Here is a 16,199-nt window from a genome sequence, read left to right as displayed (position 1 = left end):
TCCGGCCAACACCCTCGTCGTTCCCGCGCCAAGGCGGCACTCGGCGGGAACGACGGTTTACTTCTAGCGGCAAGTCTCGAACGACGGTTTTCCTTGTAGCGGCAATTCGACTGCAGCGATTACGGCTTCAACAAAATCGTCAGCAGCGCCACCGCATCTTCATTGGCCCGCAAACCATGCGGCACACCCCCGAGCAGGTACAGCATTTCGCCCGGGCGCAGCACCGTGCTGTTGCCGTACGCATCGCAGACGATCTCGCCCTGCAGGCACAGCAAGGTAATCTCCCCGTCCACCTTGTGCACCGGCATATCCCGGTCCTTGGGCAGCACCAGCCGGATCAGCTCCATATTCTCGGTCTTGGCCAGCGCAACCGAAGTGAAATGGGCGATGTCGTCGTCGCCCCGCTTGAGTGGTATCAGCTCGCCCGAGGCAGCATGTTGTAAGGCCATGACGTTTCCCTTTATTCTTCCGCGTTGCTCATCTCCACGCCGCGCAACCATGTCACCAGCGCGAAGGCATCTTTGAATCCGCGCGCCAGGTCCGGTACCAGCTGATCCGGCTCGTTCACCTTCAGGTCGATCTCGGTCCAGACGAAAAAGCTTTTCAGCTTCAGGTACTCGATATGCACATGCTGCGGATCGAACCCCTTGGGCGGGCGCTGCAGCTTGTCTTCGTCCAGCAGGTCGCCGTAGGTGGCGCGCAGTTGTTTATTCTTCAGCACTTTGGCAAATCCTGTCGCATCGTTGACAATTTGCTCACGGATGGCTTTCAGGCGCGGTGCCGGCGGCAAGTATTCGCCGACCCCGAACTGCAGCTTGCCGCTGCCTTCGATCTGGAAATAGTAGGTCGATCCGCCACCGGCACTCGGGCGGCGCAAATCCTTGGGCGTGATGCCGGCCGAAAAGCGCGTCTTGTACGGGCGCTTGTCGTTGGCGAAACGGATGTCGCGGTTGATGCGAAACATCGCTTTCTTGGGATTACAGGCCGCCACCTGCTTGTCGAACTTCGTCAGTTCGCGGATCAGTTCGGTGACGACGGCCAAAAATTCTTCGCGCAAAATATCGTAGCGCGGTTTGTTCATGATGAACCAGGGACGGTTGTTGTTCTCGCTTAACTCGTTCAAAAACTGCGTCAGGTCGCGCAAATGCATGCTGTGGTTCCAAAAAATGAGGTAGAGCGAAATTACTGCGGCCGCGGGCGCTTGCCGACGGTGACGTCGACCGTTGCCGGGCGATTATTGCGCATCACGGTCATTGTAGCCTTGCCGCCGGGCGGCAGCTGCGCGATCAGCTTGAGCGTGTCGATGGTCGTGCCGGCCTGTTTGCCGGCGACGGTGAGCAGGATGTCGCCCGGACGCAAACCGGCGCGGTCGGCCGGGCCGTTGCGCACCACGCCGGCGATGATGGTGCCGCTTTGCCGCGCCAGTCCGAAGCTGTCGGCCAGCTCGGGCGTGATGTCCTGGGTTTCGATGCCGATCCAGCCGCGCACCACGGCGCCGTGGCGGATAATGGCGTCCATCACGCTCTTGGCGGTAGTGACGGGAATGGCGAAGCCGATGCCGACCGAGCCGCCGCTTTGCGAGTAGATGGCCGAATTGATGCCAAGCAGATTGCCGCGGGTGTCGACCAGCGCCCCGCCCGAGTTGCCGAAGTTGATGGCCGCATCGGTCTGGATGAAGTTTTCGAACTGGTTGATGTGCAAATTGTTGCGCCCGACCGCGGAAACGATCCCCAGCGTGACAGTCTGGCCCACGCCGAACGGATTGCCGATGGCCAGCACCACGTCGCCCACGCGCACGGCGTCATCGTTGCCGAGCACGATGGCGGGCAGGTCGCGCACGTCGATGCGGATCACCGCGAGGTCGGTCTCGGGGTCGCTGCCGACCAGGCTCGCGGGCGACTTGCGCCCGTCGGCCAGCACCACCTGGATCTGGTCGGCGCCCTCGATGACATGGTTGTTGGTCAGGATGTAGCCGTCCGGACTGACGATCACGCCGGAACCGAGGCTGGACTGCTGCTCGCCGGGCGGCAGGCGGTCGCCGAAAAAACGGCGGAAGAACGGGTCCCGCAGCAGCGGATGCTCGCGTCCGCGATTCTTGCTGGTGAAGATGTTGACGACGGCCGGCATGGCGCGCCCGGCCGCCTCGCGGTAGCTGCCCGGGGCCGGCTGCGCGCCCGGCACCTGCAGCACCGAGACGCTGTTGGCGACCTTGGCCGGCTCGACCCGGCGCAGCGGCAGCGCCAGCCAGTCGGGCCGCAGGGCCGCGACCACGAAATACAAGGCCAGGGCAATCGTGACCACTTGGGCGAACAACAACCAGAAGCGCCGCATCGCGCCCTCCTTCTTATTTCTTCAGGGAATCCCTGATCTCGCGCAGCAGCAGCACGTCTTCGGGGGTCGCGGCGGCCGCCACCGCCGGCGGTTCCTCGGCGCGGCGCAGCTTGTTCATCAGGCGGATCATCTGGAAGATGATGAAGGCGAGAATGATGAAATTGAGCAAGATGGTCAGGAAATTGCCGTAGGCGAGCACCGCGCCGGCCTTCTTGGCTTCCACCAGGGTCAGGTTCATGGCCTGGTTATTCAGCGGCAAATAGTAGTTGGCAAAATCGAGTCCGCCGAACAGGCGGCCGATGGGCGGCATGATGATGTCTTGCACCAGAGAATCTACAATCTTGCCGAAAGCGCCACCAATGATCACGCCGACCGCCAGGTCGACCACGTTGCCCTTCATTGCGAACTGCCGAAACTCGCCCATCATCGTCATTTTTGCCTCCAAGGTTGTGAAATCGCCATGCCGATCATACCTCACGGCTGTTAGAAACCAAACCGGGTGATCGGTTCCCGCCGAAGCGGGATATCGCGACGCGCACGCCGGGAGGCGGCCAATTGCGCATGGCGGGCACCGGAATCGTTTCAAAATGGCGATGATTCGGCCTTGACAGGCGCACGTGCAACATTTTTTCTTTAACTCGCCCCCCTATTCCCTTATAATTTAAGGTTGCTAGAAGCTCTAAGTAGCTTTTTAAGATTTCGCATTTTGACTGATTGGGGTTGGTATGAGTAACGAAAAGCAGGTCGATCCGGGCCGACGCGTCATGCTCGCCGCTACGTGCGCGGCGGGTGGTGTTGTCGGTTTGGCCACGGCGGGAGCCTTGGTAAGCACATTCCAGCCGTCGGAGAAGGCAAAAGCCGCTGGCGCGCCGGTAGAAGTAGACATTACCGGCATGGCCGCCGGCGAAATGAAGACCGTTGAGTGGCGCGGCAAACCCGTATGGATTCTCAAGCGTTCGCCCGACATGGTCGCTTCGCTGAAGAAGACCGACGGCGTGGTCGCCGATCCGAAATCGGAACGGACCCCGGACGCGCTCACGCCCGAATACGCGCGCAACGAACACCGTTCGATCAAGCCGGAATACCTGGTTGCGGTCGGCATCTGCTCGCACCTGGGCTGCTCGCCAACCTCGAAGTTCGCTGAAGGCGCCCAGCCTAACCTGCCGGACGACTGGGCCGGCGGCTTCCTGTGCCCTTGCCACGGTTCGACCTTCGACCTGGCCGGCCGCGTGTTCAAGAACAAGCCGGCGCCGGACAACCTCGAAGTGCCGCGCCATATGTACTTGAGCGACAACAAGCTGATCATCGGTAAAGACGAGAAAGGCGAGGCATAATCATGGCCGCGTTTAAAGAAACCAAGTTCCCCGCGAATGCGCCGGTGGCCGACAAGGCACTGGGCTGGGTCGACGACCGTTTTCCACTGTCCAAACTGTGGAACGACCAGTGGGGCCAGTACTACGCTCCGAAAAACTTCAATTTCTGGTACATCTTCGGCTCGCTCGCGATGCTGGTGCTGGTATTGCAGATCGTCACCGGTATTTTCCTGACCATGCACTACAAGCCGGACGCCAACCTGGCCTTCGGTTCGGTCGAATACATCATGCGCGAAGTACCGTGGGGCTGGCTGGTGCGCTACATGCACTCGACCGGCGCGTCGGCCTTCTTCATCATCGTCTACCTGCACATGACGCGCGGCCTGCTGTACGGCTCGTACCGCAAGCCACGTGAACTGATCTGGCTGTTCGGCTTTGCGATCTTCCTGTGCCTGATGGCCGAAGCCTTCTTCGGCTACCTGCTGCCATGGGGCCAGATGTCGTACTGGGGCGCCCAGGTGATCGTCAACCTGTTCGGTGCGATTCCTTTCATCGGCCCTGACCTGTCGCTGTGGATCCGCGGCGACTACGTTGTCTCCGATGCGACCCTGAACCGCTTCTTCGCCTTCCACGTGATCGCGATTCCGCTGGTTCTGCTGGGCCTGGTTGCTGCCCACCTGATCGCGCTGCACGAAGTCGGCTCGAACAATCCTGACGGTATCGAAGTCAAGGAAACCCTGGGTCCGGACGGCCATCCGCTCGATTCGATCCCGTCGCATCCTTACTACTCGGCGCACGACCTGTTCGGCGTGTCGGTGTTCCTGCTGATCTTCAGCGCGGTGGTGTTCTTTGCCCCGGAAATGGGCGGTTACTTCCTGGAGTACAACAACTTCATCCCGGCCGATTCGCTCAAGACGCCTGCGCACATCGCGCCGACCTGGTACTTCACACCGTTCTACTCGGTGCTGCGCGCCACCACGGCCGACTTCATGTACGTACTGATGGGTGCGATCGCCCTGTACGTGGCCTTCATCTGGGTCACGACGCGCCTGCCGTTCCTGGTCAAGGCCGCCATCGCCGGCTTCTCGCTGCTGGTCATCATCGGCATGCTGCCGCAGGTGCTGGATGCGAAATTCTGGGGTGTGGTGCTGTTCGGCTTGTCGGTGATGATCATCGCCGCCCTGCCGTGGCTGGACAAGTCGCCGGTCAAGTCGATCCGCTACCGTCCTGACTGGCACAAGTATGTGTACATCGTGTTCGGCGTGTCGTTCGTGACCCTGGGCTACCTCGGCACCCAGCTGCCGACCGCCCTGTTCACGGCACTGTCGCAAGTGTGCACGCTGTTGTACTTCGGTTTCTTCATGTTGATGCCTTGGTGGAGCTCGATGGGCACCTTCAAGCCCGTGCCGAAACGTGTGACGTTCCAGCCGCACTAATCGACGACATCACAGCAAAAGGACATTACATGAATTTTCCGAAAAAACTGATCGCGATCCTGGCATTGCTGCCGGGCCTGGCGTTAGCCAGCGAAGGCACCTTCAAGCTGGACAAGGCGCCCGAGCGCCCAAGCCTGACCTCGCTGCAAAACGGCGCCAAGCTGTTCGTCAACTATTGCCTGAACTGCCACTCGGCTTCCTCGATGCGCTACAACCGCCTGAAAGACCTGGGGCTGTCCGAAGAGCAAATCAAGGAAAACCTGTTGTTTACAGGCGAGAAAGTCGGCGCCCTGATGACGACCGCGCTGCGCCCGGCCGACGCCAAGGAATGGTTCGGCGTGGTACCGCCGGACCTGTCGGTGATCGCCCGCGCCAAGGCTTCCTCGGCCGGGACCGGTCCCGACTACCTGTACACCTACCTGCGTACCTTCTACAAGGACGATACCCGTCCGACCGGATGGAACAATATGGTCGTGCCGAACGTGGCCATGCCGCACGTCATGTGGCAGCAGCAGGGTGTGCGCACCGTCAAGATGGTCGAAGAAAAAGATCCGCATGATGCAAGCAAAACCGTGCACACGTTCAAGGGTTTCGAGCAAGTCGCGCCCGGCACCATGACCTCGCTTCAGTTCGACGAAGCGACGGCCGACCTGGTCGCCTACCTCGAGTGGATGGCCGAACCGGCCGCAGCGACCCGCAAGAGCCTCGGTGTGTGGGTGCTGTTCCTGATGTCGATCTTCGCCCTGTTCGCATGGCGCCTGAGCGCATCGTTCTGGAAAGAAGTCAAGTAAGGCAGGCTGCACGCTTCATTCATTGCCCGCTGACTCAGTCAGCGGGCACATTTCGGGGTGATCCGCTCGTCGTTTCACCCCCTTTGTTTCTAAGGAACTATAAAAATGATGGTTCTCTACTCCGGCACCACGTGCCCATTTTCCCAACGCTGCCGCCTGGTCCTGTTTGAAAAAGGCATGGACTTCGAAGTGCGCGATGTGGACCTGTTTAACAAGCCAGAAGACATCTCGACGATGAATCCGTACGGCCAGGTGCCGATCCTGGTCGAGCGCGAACTGATCCTGTACGAATCGAACATCATCAACGAATACATCGACGAGCGCTTCCCGCATCCGCAACTGATGCCGGCCGATCCGCTGATGCGCGCGCGCGCCCGCCTGATGCTGTTCAATTTCGAGAAAGAACTGTTCGTCCATGTGCACGTGCTCGAGAGCGAGCGCGCCAAGGCCAACGACAAGAGCCACGACAAGGCGCGCGCGGAAATCCGCGACCGCCTGACCACGCTCGCGCCGCTGTTCCTGAAGAACAAGTACATGCTCGGCGACGAGTTCTCGATGCTCGACGTGGCCGTCGCTCCGCTGCTGTGGCGCCTGGATCACTACGGGATCGAACTGTCGAAGACGGCTGCGCCGCTGATGAAGTACGCCGAGCGCATCTTCTCGCGTCCGGCCTACATCGAAGCGCTGACCCCGTCCGAGAAAGTCATGCGCCGCTGATCGGCGGCCGCCCTTTCGCCACTTTCGTTACACGCCAGTCCCAACGCCTTCGGGCGAATCGCAGTAGACTGGCGTGTACACGTCGTATCACACCATTATCAGAACATGCCCGACATCTCAACCAAGCCCTACATGCTGCGCGCCATTTACGAGTGGTGTACCGACAGCGGGTTTACGCCCTACCTCGCCGTGAAGGTCGACGCCGCTACCACGGTGCCGATGGAATACGTCAAAAAAGGCGAAATCGTGCTCAATATCAGCTTCGGCGCCACCTCGGGCCTGAAGATGGACAATGAAGCGATCCAGTTCCATGCCCGCTTCGGCGGCGTCTCGCGCGAGATTTACGTCCCGGTGCAAAATGTGCTGGCGATTTACGCGAACGAGAACGGCCAGGGGATGGCGTTCGAGGTGAGCAGCACGGCGTCCGAGAACGCGGCTGGCCAGCCGACCGACAGTCCGCTGTCGAGCGTGCCGTCGCTGGCCAAGGCGTCCGGTAAGGCCCCCGCTGCGGCGCTCTCGAGCGTGCCGGACACGGGGTCGGAGAATGTGCCGACGGGCGTGCCGGCCACGGCGCCGTCGCCGGACGACAACAACGATCCGCCTAAAAAAGGCGGCCGTCCGACGCTCACGCGCATCAAATAGCGTATAATCCGGGCTGTAAAAGTTTCGCCGACTTAGCTCATTTGGTAGAGCAGTTGATTTGTAATCATCAGGTGGCCAGTTCGAAACCGGCAGTCGGCACCAGTATAATCAAGCACTTAGCCCAGCCTTTCAGGTTGGGCTTTTTGCTTTCTGGCGTCTGGGTAGCAGTCGAAATAAATCCCAAACTCTCCAATTTTTACCCTGCCCTCCGATACTGACGACGGTGATGGACACAAAGGCTACAATGGTTGTTCAAAAACTCCTGCGACCCTCAACGTGCCGATACCGAACTACCAAACATTCATGCTGCCGCTGCTGCGCCTGGTTGCCGACGGTGAAGTACATCGCTCCCGTGATTGCATTGAAAAGCTCGCCGTTCAGTTCAATATCACCGATGAGGAACGCAATACGATGCTCCCGAGCGGGACAGCTCCGCTCTTCGATAACCGCATTGGCTGGGCTCGCACGTATTTGAAACAGGCCGGATGCTTAGAATCGAAAAAGCGCGGCTTCTTCAGCATCACCGCTAGGGGACAATCGCTCCTGTCGCAAAACCCTGCGGACATCGACAACAGAACTCTCTCCCAATTCTCCGAGTTTCTTGACTTCAAACTTAGGCGTAATGAGAGCAAACAGCAAGATGGGCTCGCTTCGCTACCGCAAGTCATCGATGGACCGGGATATCTTGCCGAAGCTGCAGAGATCACGCCCGAGGAGCTTTTTTCCCAAGCGTATCAGCGCCTAAGAGTCAACCTCGAAACCGAGCTGCTCGAACAAGTAAAGCTATCGTCGCCTTCATTCTTTGAACGACTCGTCATCGACCTACTCGTCGCAATGGGTTACGGCGGATCACGGCAAGATGCCGGCCAAGCCATCGGAAAGAGCGGCGACGGCGGTATCGATGGAATCATCAAGGAAGATAAGCTCGGACTAGACGCGATCTACGTTCAAGCGAAAAGATGGGAGGGCACAGTTGGCCGTCCCGAAATTCAGAAGTTCGCAGGAGCGCTACAAGGGCAGCGAGCAAACAAAGGCGTGTTTATTACGACCTCGAATTTCTCCCGCGAAGCTGAGGAATACGCCAAGATTATTTCGTCGAAAATCATCCTCATCACCGGGCAGCAGTTGGCGACATTCATGGTGGATCACAACGTAGGTGTGTCGCCCATCAGTCAGTATGAATTGAAGCGTATCGACTCGGACTACTTCGAAGGCGAGAACGTATAACGCCTTCAGCGCTGGGCGTAGAGAGATAGATCATGCGGGCCGATCAAAAATTTCATCTGGGAAATTAAATAGCCAAAGACGACGCGTGGGCGTGACCACCGTTTGGTTGGAGACGACAAGGAACGCTTGCTGGAATCAGCCCGGGCATCTCGAGCACCTGCGCTCGAGTTGGTTGTGGTCTTGGCGATCGAAACGAGCATGCGTGCTTGCAATTTGGCAGCGCTGCGATGGGAGCCGCGCGGAATTCGCTTTCACGTTGAGGGGTGGGCTGGATTGGCTGACGCTTTTCAGTCACATTCTTCCGCAACAATTATCCGCCATACGGATAAATCACATTTATCCGATATTCGGATATATTGACTTTATCCGAAATTCAGATAAAATTAGTTTATCTGAATAGCGGATATTTGAAATGTCCTTCGCACCCACCTCCCAACTTCTGCTCACCGCGTCACAGCTCGGCCAGTTGCTCGTATCGACCCGCAAGCGGCACAAGCTCACCCAAGCGGCCGTCGCGACGCGTGTCGGCTTGAGCCAGAATCGCATCTCCTACCTTGAGAACCATGCCGACGAAATCAGCGTCAAGCAACTGCTGAGCTGGTGTTCGGCCCTCGAGCTTGAGTTGCACTTGGGCGAGCGCGATACATCCACGGCAAGCAGCTCGGCGGAGTGGTAGCCATGGGTCGCCGCTCGCACAGCCAAACACTGCACCTATGGGCCAATGGCGACTACGTCGGCCGCTGGACGGTCAACGCCAATGGGGACTCCGAACTGGCGTACGACGCCGGCTGGCGTCAATCAGCGCTTGGCCGCCCCATCTCGCTGTCGTTGCCGTTCAATATGCGCGACGAACCGCTTAAGGGCGCACATGTCTCAAACTACTTCGAAGGTTTGCTGCCGGACAGCGACATCATTCGTAAGCGTGTTGCGACCCGGTTCAAGACAGGCTCGCTCGACCCTTTCGACCTGCTCGCGGCCGTTGGCCGGGACTGCGTAGGCGCCTTGCAGTTGCTGCCGGAAGGTGCCAAACCGGAAGGGCTTGTTCATGTTGACGGCATCGCCGTCAGCGAAGAGGACATCGAGCGCCACCTGCTTGAAGTGGTGAACCTGGAGCGGCACGGCGCCGCCGATGACGCCGACGACGACTTCCGCATTTCGCTCGCCGGGGCGCAGGAGAAGGACGCATTCCTCTGGTGGGATGGAAAATGGATGAAGCCGCGCGGCGCCACGCCGACGACACACATCTTCAAGCTCCCAATCGGGATGGTAGGCGGGAAGCGGGCCGACTTCACCACGTCGGTCGACAACGAGTGGTTGTGCCTGCGCCTGTTCAAGGAATTCGGACTGCCCACGGCAAATGCCGAGATTGCGACGTTTGGCGCGCAACGAGTGCTCGTCGTCGAGCGCTTCGACCGCACGCGCTCGGCCAACGGCAAGCAGCTGTTCCGGCTTGTCCAGGAGGACTTTTGCCAGGCCACGGGAACATCGCCGCTGCTGAAATACGAAAATGACGGCGGCCCGGGGCTCAAACAGATGTTCACCCTGCTGCAGCAATCGCGGGAGAAAGCCGCAGATATGCACACGCTCATGGCATCCCAACTGCTGTTTTGGATGCTTCGCGCGCCGGATGGCCACGCCAAAAACTTCAGTATCCAGCTACTCGCTGGTGCGGGGCGATTCAAGCTGACGCCCATCTATGACGTGATGTCCGCCTACCCGGTTATCGGCCCAGGGCCGAATCAGTGGAGCGAACGTAAGCTCAAGTTGGCGATGGCGCTACGCGGAAACAACCGGCACTACCTGGCGCATAGCATCCAGCGGCGTCACTTCAACAGCACTGCAAAAGAGGTCGGCTACGGTGCGAACGCAGAGCCGCTGCTGCAGGACTTCATTGCGCGCACGCCTGCGGTCGTAGACAAGGTCCGGGCCGAGCTCCCTACCGGATTTTCAGAGAAGGTAGCCGACAAAATTCTGGGGGGTCTTCTCGCTTCGGCGCGCTCCCTGGAACGGATGTCCCCAATCTAATCGAACCCCCATTCATGCACCAACCACCCGCGCCAAACCCCGCGCACGAACCAATTTTCGCCTAAGTAAGCGCCTGTATTCTTTGGCAACGAACTGAAACGATCCTCATGCCGCCGGCCAGCGCCTCGCCACGCAGCGACCGGTTTGGCTTCCTCCGTTGCCAACCACGCCAGAAAGACCGCATGCGCCTGCCCCTCATCGCCCCTTCCGGCCTCACGCCCGAACAGCAGCCCCTGTACGACGACATGCGTAAAGGCATCGCCTCGAACTTCAACGCCTTCGTCTCCCAGCGCGAGGACGGTGCCCTGATGGGGCCGTGGAACCCGTGGCTGCACGAACCCGCCATCGGCAAGGCGATCTGGAACCTGACCCTGGCGATGACCGCCAACGCCGTGCTCCCCGAGAACGTGCGCCAGATCGCCATCCTGGTGGTCGGCGCCCGCTTCGACGCGGCCTACGAGCTGTACGCCCACATCGCCGTGGCCGAGGCCGAAGGCATGCCGCTCGAACGCCTGGCAACCCTGGTGGCCGACCTCAAACCGTCCGACCTGAACAAGGAAGAAAGCGTCGCCTACGACCTCGCCTACGCGCTGTGCCGCGGCGGCCTGCTGCCCGAGCCGATCTACCGCCTGGCGCTGGCCACCTTCGGCCAGAAAGGCACGAATGAACTAATTTACCTGGTCGGACTCTATTCCATGGTATCGACCACGCTCAATGGTTTCGACGTACCGGTGCCCGAACATGCGTGACGGATCAACCCGCGGAACAACACATGACCGCGCCACGGCGCCACCCGAAGCGGCGCGTCCGTGCGCCACCGCCTTCGGCAGCATCGCCCTGCTGCTGCAGGGCGGCGGCGCGCTCGGCGCCTACCAGGCCGGCGTCTACGAACGCCTGCTCGAAGCGGGCATCGAACCGACCTGGGTGGCCGGCATTTCCATCGGCGCGATCAACAGCGCCATCATTGCCGGCAACCCGCGCGCGGACCGGGTCGCCAAGCTGCGCAGCTTCTGGGAAACGGTCAGCAACGCCGGCGACGGCGGCGCCAGCGATTACTGGACCGGCCTGCTCAGCGGCGACGCCATGCGCGGCTGGGCCAACCAGATGGCGGCCGGACGCGTGCTCTCGCATGGCGTGCCGGGCTTCTTCAAGCCGCGCATGCCGCCGCCGTACCTGCCGCTGGCCAACCGCGGCGCCACCAGCTACTACGACACCTCGATGCTTGAAGGTACGCTTAACAATCTGGTCGACTTCGACCGCATCAACAGCGGCGAGATGCGCCTGAGCGTCGGCGCCGTGAACGTACGCACCGGTAACTTCGCCTACTTCGACAACGCGATCGACACCATCGCCGCCAGGCACATCATGGCCAGCGGCGCGCTGCCGCCCGGCTTCGCCGCGGTCGAGATCGATGGCGAGCATTACTGGAATGGCGGGCTGGTGTCGAACACCCCGCTCGACTGGGTGCTGTCTTCGCACTCGGGCCTGGACACCCTGGTGCTGCAGGTCGACCTGTGGAGCGCCAGCGGCGAGATCCCGCGCGACCTGACCGAGGTGGCCGTGCGCATGAAGGAAGTGCAGTTTTCCAGCCGCACGCGCGCCGCCACCGACAAGTTCCGCAAAATGGCCGAGCTGCGCACCGCCTTCAACGAACTGCTGGCCCAGATGCCGGCCGCGCTGGCCGCCACGCCGCAGGCGCGCCTGCTGGCCGAGGCGTCCGACGAGGCGGTGTATAACATCGTCCAGCTGGTGTACCGCTCGCCCAACTACGAAGGCCAGTCGAAGGACTTCGAATTTTCGCGCCGCACCATGAACGAACACTGGCGCTCGGGCTACGACGACGCGGCGCTGACCCTGTCGCATCCGCAGATCATGGCCTTGCCGCCGGCCGGCCAAAGCCCCGCCATTGACGATTTCCTCACTTCCCGGCACGCCAGTGCCACCACCAACAACTTGAAAGAGGCATCCCATGAACCTGCAAGATAAAGTTGCCGTCATCACCGGCGCCGCCAGCGGCATCGGCAAACATATCGCCAAGGTCTACTTCGACAGCGGCGCCAAGGTCGTCATCGCCGACCTCGACCTGAAAGCGGCAGAAGCCGCCGCCAGGGAACTCGACCCGTCCGGCGAGCGCAGCATGGCGGTGGCCATGAACGTCACCAGCGAAGAGGAAGTCGAGGCCGGCATCGCGGCCGCCGCGGCGCGCTTCGGCGGCATCGACGTGCTGGTCTCGAATGCCGGCATCCAGATCGTGGCGCCGCTCGAGAGCTTCGCCTTCGCCGACTGGAAGAAAATGCTGGCCATCCACCTGGACGGCGCTTTCCTGACCACGCGCGCCTGCCTGAAAGTGATGTACGCGCAGGGCCGCGGCGGCAGCGTAATCTACATGGGCTCGGTGCACTCGAAAGAGGCGTCGCCGCTCAAGTCAGCCTACGTGACGGCCAAGCACGGCCTGATCGGCCTGTGCAAGGTGGTCGCCAAGGAAGGCGCGGCGCACGGCGTGCGCGCCAACGTCATCTGTCCGGGCTTCGTGCGCACGCCGCTGGTGGAAAAGCAGATTCCCGAACAGGCCAAGGCGCTCGGCATGTCCGAAGCCGATGTGGTCAAGAACGTGATGCTCAAGGAAACCGTCGACGGCGAATTCACCACGGTCGACGACGTGGCCCAGACCGCGCTGTTCCTGGCGGCGTTCCCGAGCAATGCACTGACCGGGCAGTCGATCGTGGTCAGCCATGGCTGGTTCATGCAGTAAACGGCCAGCCAGTGGCGGCGCCGCGCGTCCTGCGCGGTTCCGTATTAAGATAGACAGGCCCGCCCACACGGCGGGCGCTGCCGCACGTTCAACCGGACCGGCAGGTGCCGTTATTTTGCCCGGACCCCATGCGCGCCACACCCGTTGAAACCGTCGTCCCCGCGTCGAGCGCCATTGCGGCCTTGCTTCCCGGTGCCTATTTCCATGACGCCTGGGCCATCGCTCCCGACGACGCCAACGCCACGGCGCTCGAACTGTTTCTCAAGGTAAGCGCATCGACGCCCGGCTGGGTCAACACCCTGATGACCTTGCGCAACCGCGTGGTGGCGATGCTGGGTTTGAAGAACCTCGGTACCTTGTCCGGGCTCGATCCGGCCAAACCGGCATCGGCCTATCGACCGGGCGACCGGGTCGGCATCTTCACCCTGTTCGCCAACACGCCCGACGAGGTGTTGCTGGGCGACAAGGACAAGCACCTCGACGTGGTCGTGTCCGTGCACAGGGCTGTCGATGCCGGCAACGGGAAAGTGCTGGCCACGGTCAGCACCGTGGTCCACGTGCACAACTGGCTCGGCCGCCTCTACATGCTGCCGGTCACGCCCTTGCACCGCATGATCGCGCCGGCGGTGCTCAAGGGTGCGGCCCGGGGCTTGCCCGCAGCGTGAGCAAGATTGCATTTTGTAAGTAAAATTGTCTACTCTGACAAGCTTGTGTCGACTGAGCTACACTTATGCCATTCTGACCTTCCCCTGGATTCCCGATGAGCCGTCGCCTCTTGCCTGCATGCGCCTGCGCCGCAGTGCTGCTGACCGGATGCCTGGTCCCTGAACGCTTTACCGCAAAGACCGCCTTCCAGGCGGACGGCAGCTACGAGTACTCCTACGCCGGCACCGCCGTGCACACCATGGCGGCCGGGCAACTGGCAAAGGGCAGCAAGCTCGACGCCAAGGATGAGGAAAGCCTGGAAAACGCCGCCGCGAAGATGAAGCGCGACCGCGATATCCGCCAGGCCGACTACAAGGGCAATGCGCGCTACGACCTCAGTGTCGAGGGCAAGCGCCAGCGCGGCCAGGCGCTCGACCTGCTGGGCGTGCTGCGCGTTGCCACCGACAAGGATGGAGTGGTCACCCTGGCCGCCGGCAAGCTCGACGAGAAGGAAAAAGCCAGCATGGCCAAACTCGGCATCAAGCCCGACGGCACGCTGTCGGTGACGGTGCCGATCAGCGCGCAAGTGTTGTCGCACAATGCCACCTCGACCCCGTCGTTCTTCGGCCTGATCGGCACCTACTCGTGGAAGATCGGCAGCGTCGAGCAGCGTCCGGAAATGAAAATCCGCTTCAAGCCGTAAGCGCCGCGCGCCGCGTGCGCATCGATGCCGGCACCGCACACCGGCGGCACGCTTTGGGCCCCAAACCGACGCTCCATCCCGCCAAACACGCAGTTCATCGCAATGGCCGTGTTGACAATCCGCCCTGTGGCTATAGTTCACTCAACCCAACGAACTTAACCCACAGGAGTCAATCATGAACATCGCAAAAAACATGGAAGCCATCTTCGTCGCCGCCCTCGTCGTCGTCTCTGCAACGAGCTTTGCCACCGCCAGCGCACCGGCCCCGCGCATCCATGCGCCGGCCGCCGTGCAAGCCGGCGCCGATGCCAACATGACCGTGGTCACCGTCAGCGCCAAGCGCCTCAGCGCCGCCGAAAAGGCCCAGCTGAAAGGCTGAGCAGCGCCACCTCACCGACACGACCACGGAGATCCATCATGAACAGATTGTTTGCCAGTGCCCTCATGGCCGCCGCCCTCGCCACCAGCGCAGGCGCGGCCAGCGCGGGCGAGCAGGCCAGCGAAAAGCGCAGCGTCGATGCGCGCGCGGTGAAGATCGCGCTCAACGGCATCATTCATCTGAACGTGAAGCAAGGCGCAACGCCCTCCCTGATCCTGTACGGCGACAAGCATGATGTTTCGCAAGTGACCGTGACCCAGCAAGGCGACACCTTGCAGATCGGTACCGCCAAGCGCGGCATGAATTTCGGGAAAAGCCGCACGCACGATCTGCGCGCCGAACTGACCCTGCCGAACCTGAACGAATTCGTGTCGGAGGGCATCGGTTCGACCGAACTGCGCGGCTTCAAGGGCGAGCGCATCGTGCTCAGGCTCGACGGCGCCGGCGCCATCAACCTGCACAGCCAGTACAAGCAGGTCAGCGCGCGCCTTGGCGGGGCCGGCAACATGACGCTCAACGCCGGCGACACCGACCGGGTCGACCTGACGCTGCGTGGCGCCGGACGCATCGCGGCCAATGGGCAGACCAAGGTGCTGCGCGCCGATCTCGGCGGCGTGGGCAGCCTGGAGGCAGGCAAGCTGCGCGCCGATGCCGTCGAACTCGACATGTCGGGCCTGGGCAGCGCCGATGTGTATGCCAAGACCTCGGCCAAGCTCACGCTCAATGGCCTTGGTTCGGCCACGGTGCATGGCAAGCCCTCGGTGCGTAGCGCCAGCGCCCACGGCCTGGGCAGCGTTACCTGGGAATAAAGCGCGCGCCGCGCGCAATGCAAGCAGCCGCCCGTCGATCCGGAGCGGCTTTTTTTATGCCCGCCTCAGCGCACGATAATATCGTTCTTCACGCTCTTGACGCCATCGATCTTGCGCGTCAGCGCCACCGCCTTGGGAACGTGGTCGGGCATGCTGACAAAGCCGCTCAGCTGCACCGTGCCCTTGAAGGTTTCGACATTGATTTGCGTGGCCTTGAGCTCGGGATCGGCCACCAGGGCCGCCTTGACCTTGCCGGTGATGACGGTGTCGTCGATGAATTCGCCCGCGCTTTCGCGCTGCGCGGTGGGGGCGCAGGCGACCAGGGCCAGCAGGGCGAAGCCGGACAGGGTCCGTGTGAAGCGTTCTGCAATTGTCATGGGATGCTCCGGTAGTGAATGGATCATCCCATTGTCGCGTGAGAGCCCGCAC

The 16,199-nt window shown here is 61.5% G+C and carries 20 protein-coding genes and 1 tRNA gene; 16 read left to right on the top strand and 5 right to left on the bottom strand.

Annotation, left to right across the window (positions count from 1 at the left end):
- Positions 1-119: 119 nt before the first annotated feature.
- Genes RBA41_RS15725 through mscL form a run of 4 tightly spaced genes read right to left on the bottom strand, consistent with a single transcriptional unit; the run spans position 120 to position 2,764 of the window.
- Positions 120-449, bottom strand: coding sequence for a cupin domain-containing protein (locus RBA41_RS15725; RefSeq protein WP_099873664.1), 330 nt, complete (start codon positions 447-449; stop codon positions 120-122).
- An 11-nt stretch (positions 450-460) separates the two neighbouring features.
- Positions 461-1,150, bottom strand: a complete 690-nt coding sequence (locus RBA41_RS15720; RefSeq protein WP_306625005.1) for a DUF2461 domain-containing protein — start codon at positions 1,148-1,150, stop codon at positions 461-463.
- Between the two features lie 32 nt (positions 1,151-1,182).
- Positions 1,183-2,331, bottom strand: coding sequence for a trypsin-like peptidase domain-containing protein (locus RBA41_RS15715; RefSeq protein WP_306625003.1), 1,149 nt, complete (start codon positions 2,329-2,331; stop codon positions 1,183-1,185).
- Positions 2,332-2,344: 13 nt separating this feature from the next.
- Positions 2,345-2,764, bottom strand: coding sequence for a large conductance mechanosensitive channel protein MscL (mscL, locus tag RBA41_RS15710; RefSeq protein ID WP_306625002.1), 420 nt, complete (start codon positions 2,762-2,764; stop codon positions 2,345-2,347).
- Positions 2,765-3,056: 292 nt separating this feature from the next.
- On the opposite strand from mscL, the gene petA reads away from it, so the two are divergent.
- From petA to RBA41_RS15630, 16 genes are all read left to right on the top strand, one after another.
- Positions 3,057-3,665, top strand: a complete 609-nt coding sequence (gene petA / locus RBA41_RS15705) for a ubiquinol-cytochrome c reductase iron-sulfur subunit (protein ID WP_099873660.1) — start codon at positions 3,057-3,059, stop codon at positions 3,663-3,665.
- A gap of 2 nt (positions 3,666-3,667) precedes the next feature.
- Positions 3,668-5,080, top strand: coding sequence for a cytochrome b (locus tag RBA41_RS15700; RefSeq protein ID WP_306625000.1), 1,413 nt, complete (start codon positions 3,668-3,670; stop codon positions 5,078-5,080).
- Positions 5,081-5,109: 29 nt separating this feature from the next.
- On the top strand, positions 5,110-5,871 hold the full coding sequence (locus tag RBA41_RS15695) for a cytochrome c1 (protein ID WP_306624998.1): 762 nt from the start codon (positions 5,110-5,112) through the stop codon (positions 5,869-5,871).
- Positions 5,872-5,976: 105 nt separating this feature from the next.
- Positions 5,977-6,588 (top strand): glutathione S-transferase N-terminal domain-containing protein, encoded by a 612-nt coding sequence (locus tag RBA41_RS15690; protein WP_054265664.1) that lies wholly within the window; start codon positions 5,977-5,979, stop codon positions 6,586-6,588.
- 105 nt (positions 6,589-6,693) lie between these two features.
- The gene (locus RBA41_RS15685; RefSeq protein WP_306624996.1) at positions 6,694-7,230 is read left to right on the top strand and encodes a ClpXP protease specificity-enhancing factor; all 537 of its coding nucleotides are present in this window, start codon (positions 6,694-6,696) and stop codon (positions 7,228-7,230) included.
- Positions 7,231-7,256: 26 nt separating this feature from the next.
- Positions 7,257-7,332 (top strand) — tRNA-Thr (locus RBA41_RS15680).
- 201 nt (positions 7,333-7,533) lie between these two features.
- On the top strand, positions 7,534-8,457 hold the full coding sequence (locus RBA41_RS15675; protein WP_306624995.1) for a restriction endonuclease: 924 nt from the start codon (positions 7,534-7,536) through the stop codon (positions 8,455-8,457).
- A 412-nt stretch (positions 8,458-8,869) separates the two neighbouring features.
- Complete coding sequence (locus RBA41_RS15670) at positions 8,870-9,133, top strand: helix-turn-helix domain-containing protein (protein WP_306624993.1); 264 nt, start codon at positions 8,870-8,872, stop codon at positions 9,131-9,133.
- A 2-nt stretch (positions 9,134-9,135) separates the two neighbouring features.
- Positions 9,136-10,482, top strand: a complete 1,347-nt coding sequence (locus RBA41_RS15665) for a type II toxin-antitoxin system HipA family toxin (protein WP_306624991.1) — start codon at positions 9,136-9,138, stop codon at positions 10,480-10,482.
- A 182-nt stretch (positions 10,483-10,664) separates the two neighbouring features.
- Positions 10,665-11,231 (top strand): carboxymuconolactone decarboxylase family protein, encoded by a 567-nt coding sequence (locus RBA41_RS15660; RefSeq protein WP_306624989.1) that lies wholly within the window; start codon positions 10,665-10,667, stop codon positions 11,229-11,231.
- Positions 11,224-12,468, top strand: a complete 1,245-nt coding sequence (locus RBA41_RS15655; protein WP_306624988.1) for a patatin-like phospholipase family protein — start codon at positions 11,224-11,226, stop codon at positions 12,466-12,468. The genes RBA41_RS15660 and RBA41_RS15655 overlap by 8 nt, the downstream gene beginning before the upstream one ends.
- The gene (locus RBA41_RS15650; RefSeq protein WP_306624987.1) at positions 12,452-13,234 is read left to right on the top strand and encodes a 3-hydroxybutyrate dehydrogenase; all 783 of its coding nucleotides are present in this window, start codon (positions 12,452-12,454) and stop codon (positions 13,232-13,234) included. Before RBA41_RS15655 ends, RBA41_RS15650 begins: the two co-directional genes overlap by 17 nt.
- A 128-nt stretch (positions 13,235-13,362) precedes the next feature.
- A complete protein-coding gene (locus RBA41_RS15645) occupies positions 13,363-13,899 on the top strand; it encodes a DUF2867 domain-containing protein (protein ID WP_306624985.1) in 537 nt (178 codons plus the stop codon).
- Between the two features lie 95 nt (positions 13,900-13,994).
- Positions 13,995-14,582, top strand: a complete 588-nt coding sequence (locus RBA41_RS15640) for a hypothetical protein (protein ID WP_306624984.1) — start codon at positions 13,995-13,997, stop codon at positions 14,580-14,582.
- Positions 14,583-14,757: 175 nt separating this feature from the next.
- On the top strand, positions 14,758-14,961 hold the full coding sequence (locus tag RBA41_RS15635) for a hypothetical protein (protein WP_306624983.1): 204 nt from the start codon (positions 14,758-14,760) through the stop codon (positions 14,959-14,961).
- Positions 14,962-14,999: 38 nt separating this feature from the next.
- Positions 15,000-15,770, top strand: a complete 771-nt coding sequence (locus RBA41_RS15630; protein ID WP_306624982.1) for a GIN domain-containing protein — start codon at positions 15,000-15,002, stop codon at positions 15,768-15,770.
- A gap of 65 nt (positions 15,771-15,835) precedes the next feature.
- Here the strand turns inward: RBA41_RS15630 and RBA41_RS15625 are convergent, their stop codons facing one another.
- The gene (locus RBA41_RS15625) at positions 15,836-16,147 is read right to left on the bottom strand and encodes a BON domain-containing protein (RefSeq protein WP_306624981.1); all 312 of its coding nucleotides are present in this window, start codon (positions 16,145-16,147) and stop codon (positions 15,836-15,838) included.
- Positions 16,148-16,199: the final 52 nt, after the last annotated feature.

This window comes from Massilia scottii (assembly GCF_030846495.1).
In the GTDB taxonomy this organism is placed as follows: domain Bacteria; phylum Pseudomonadota; class Gammaproteobacteria; order Burkholderiales; family Burkholderiaceae_D; genus Telluria_A; species Telluria_A violaceinigra.
The sequence above is the reverse complement of the archived record's forward strand: the minus strand, read 5'-3'. Positions and strand labels throughout refer to the sequence as shown.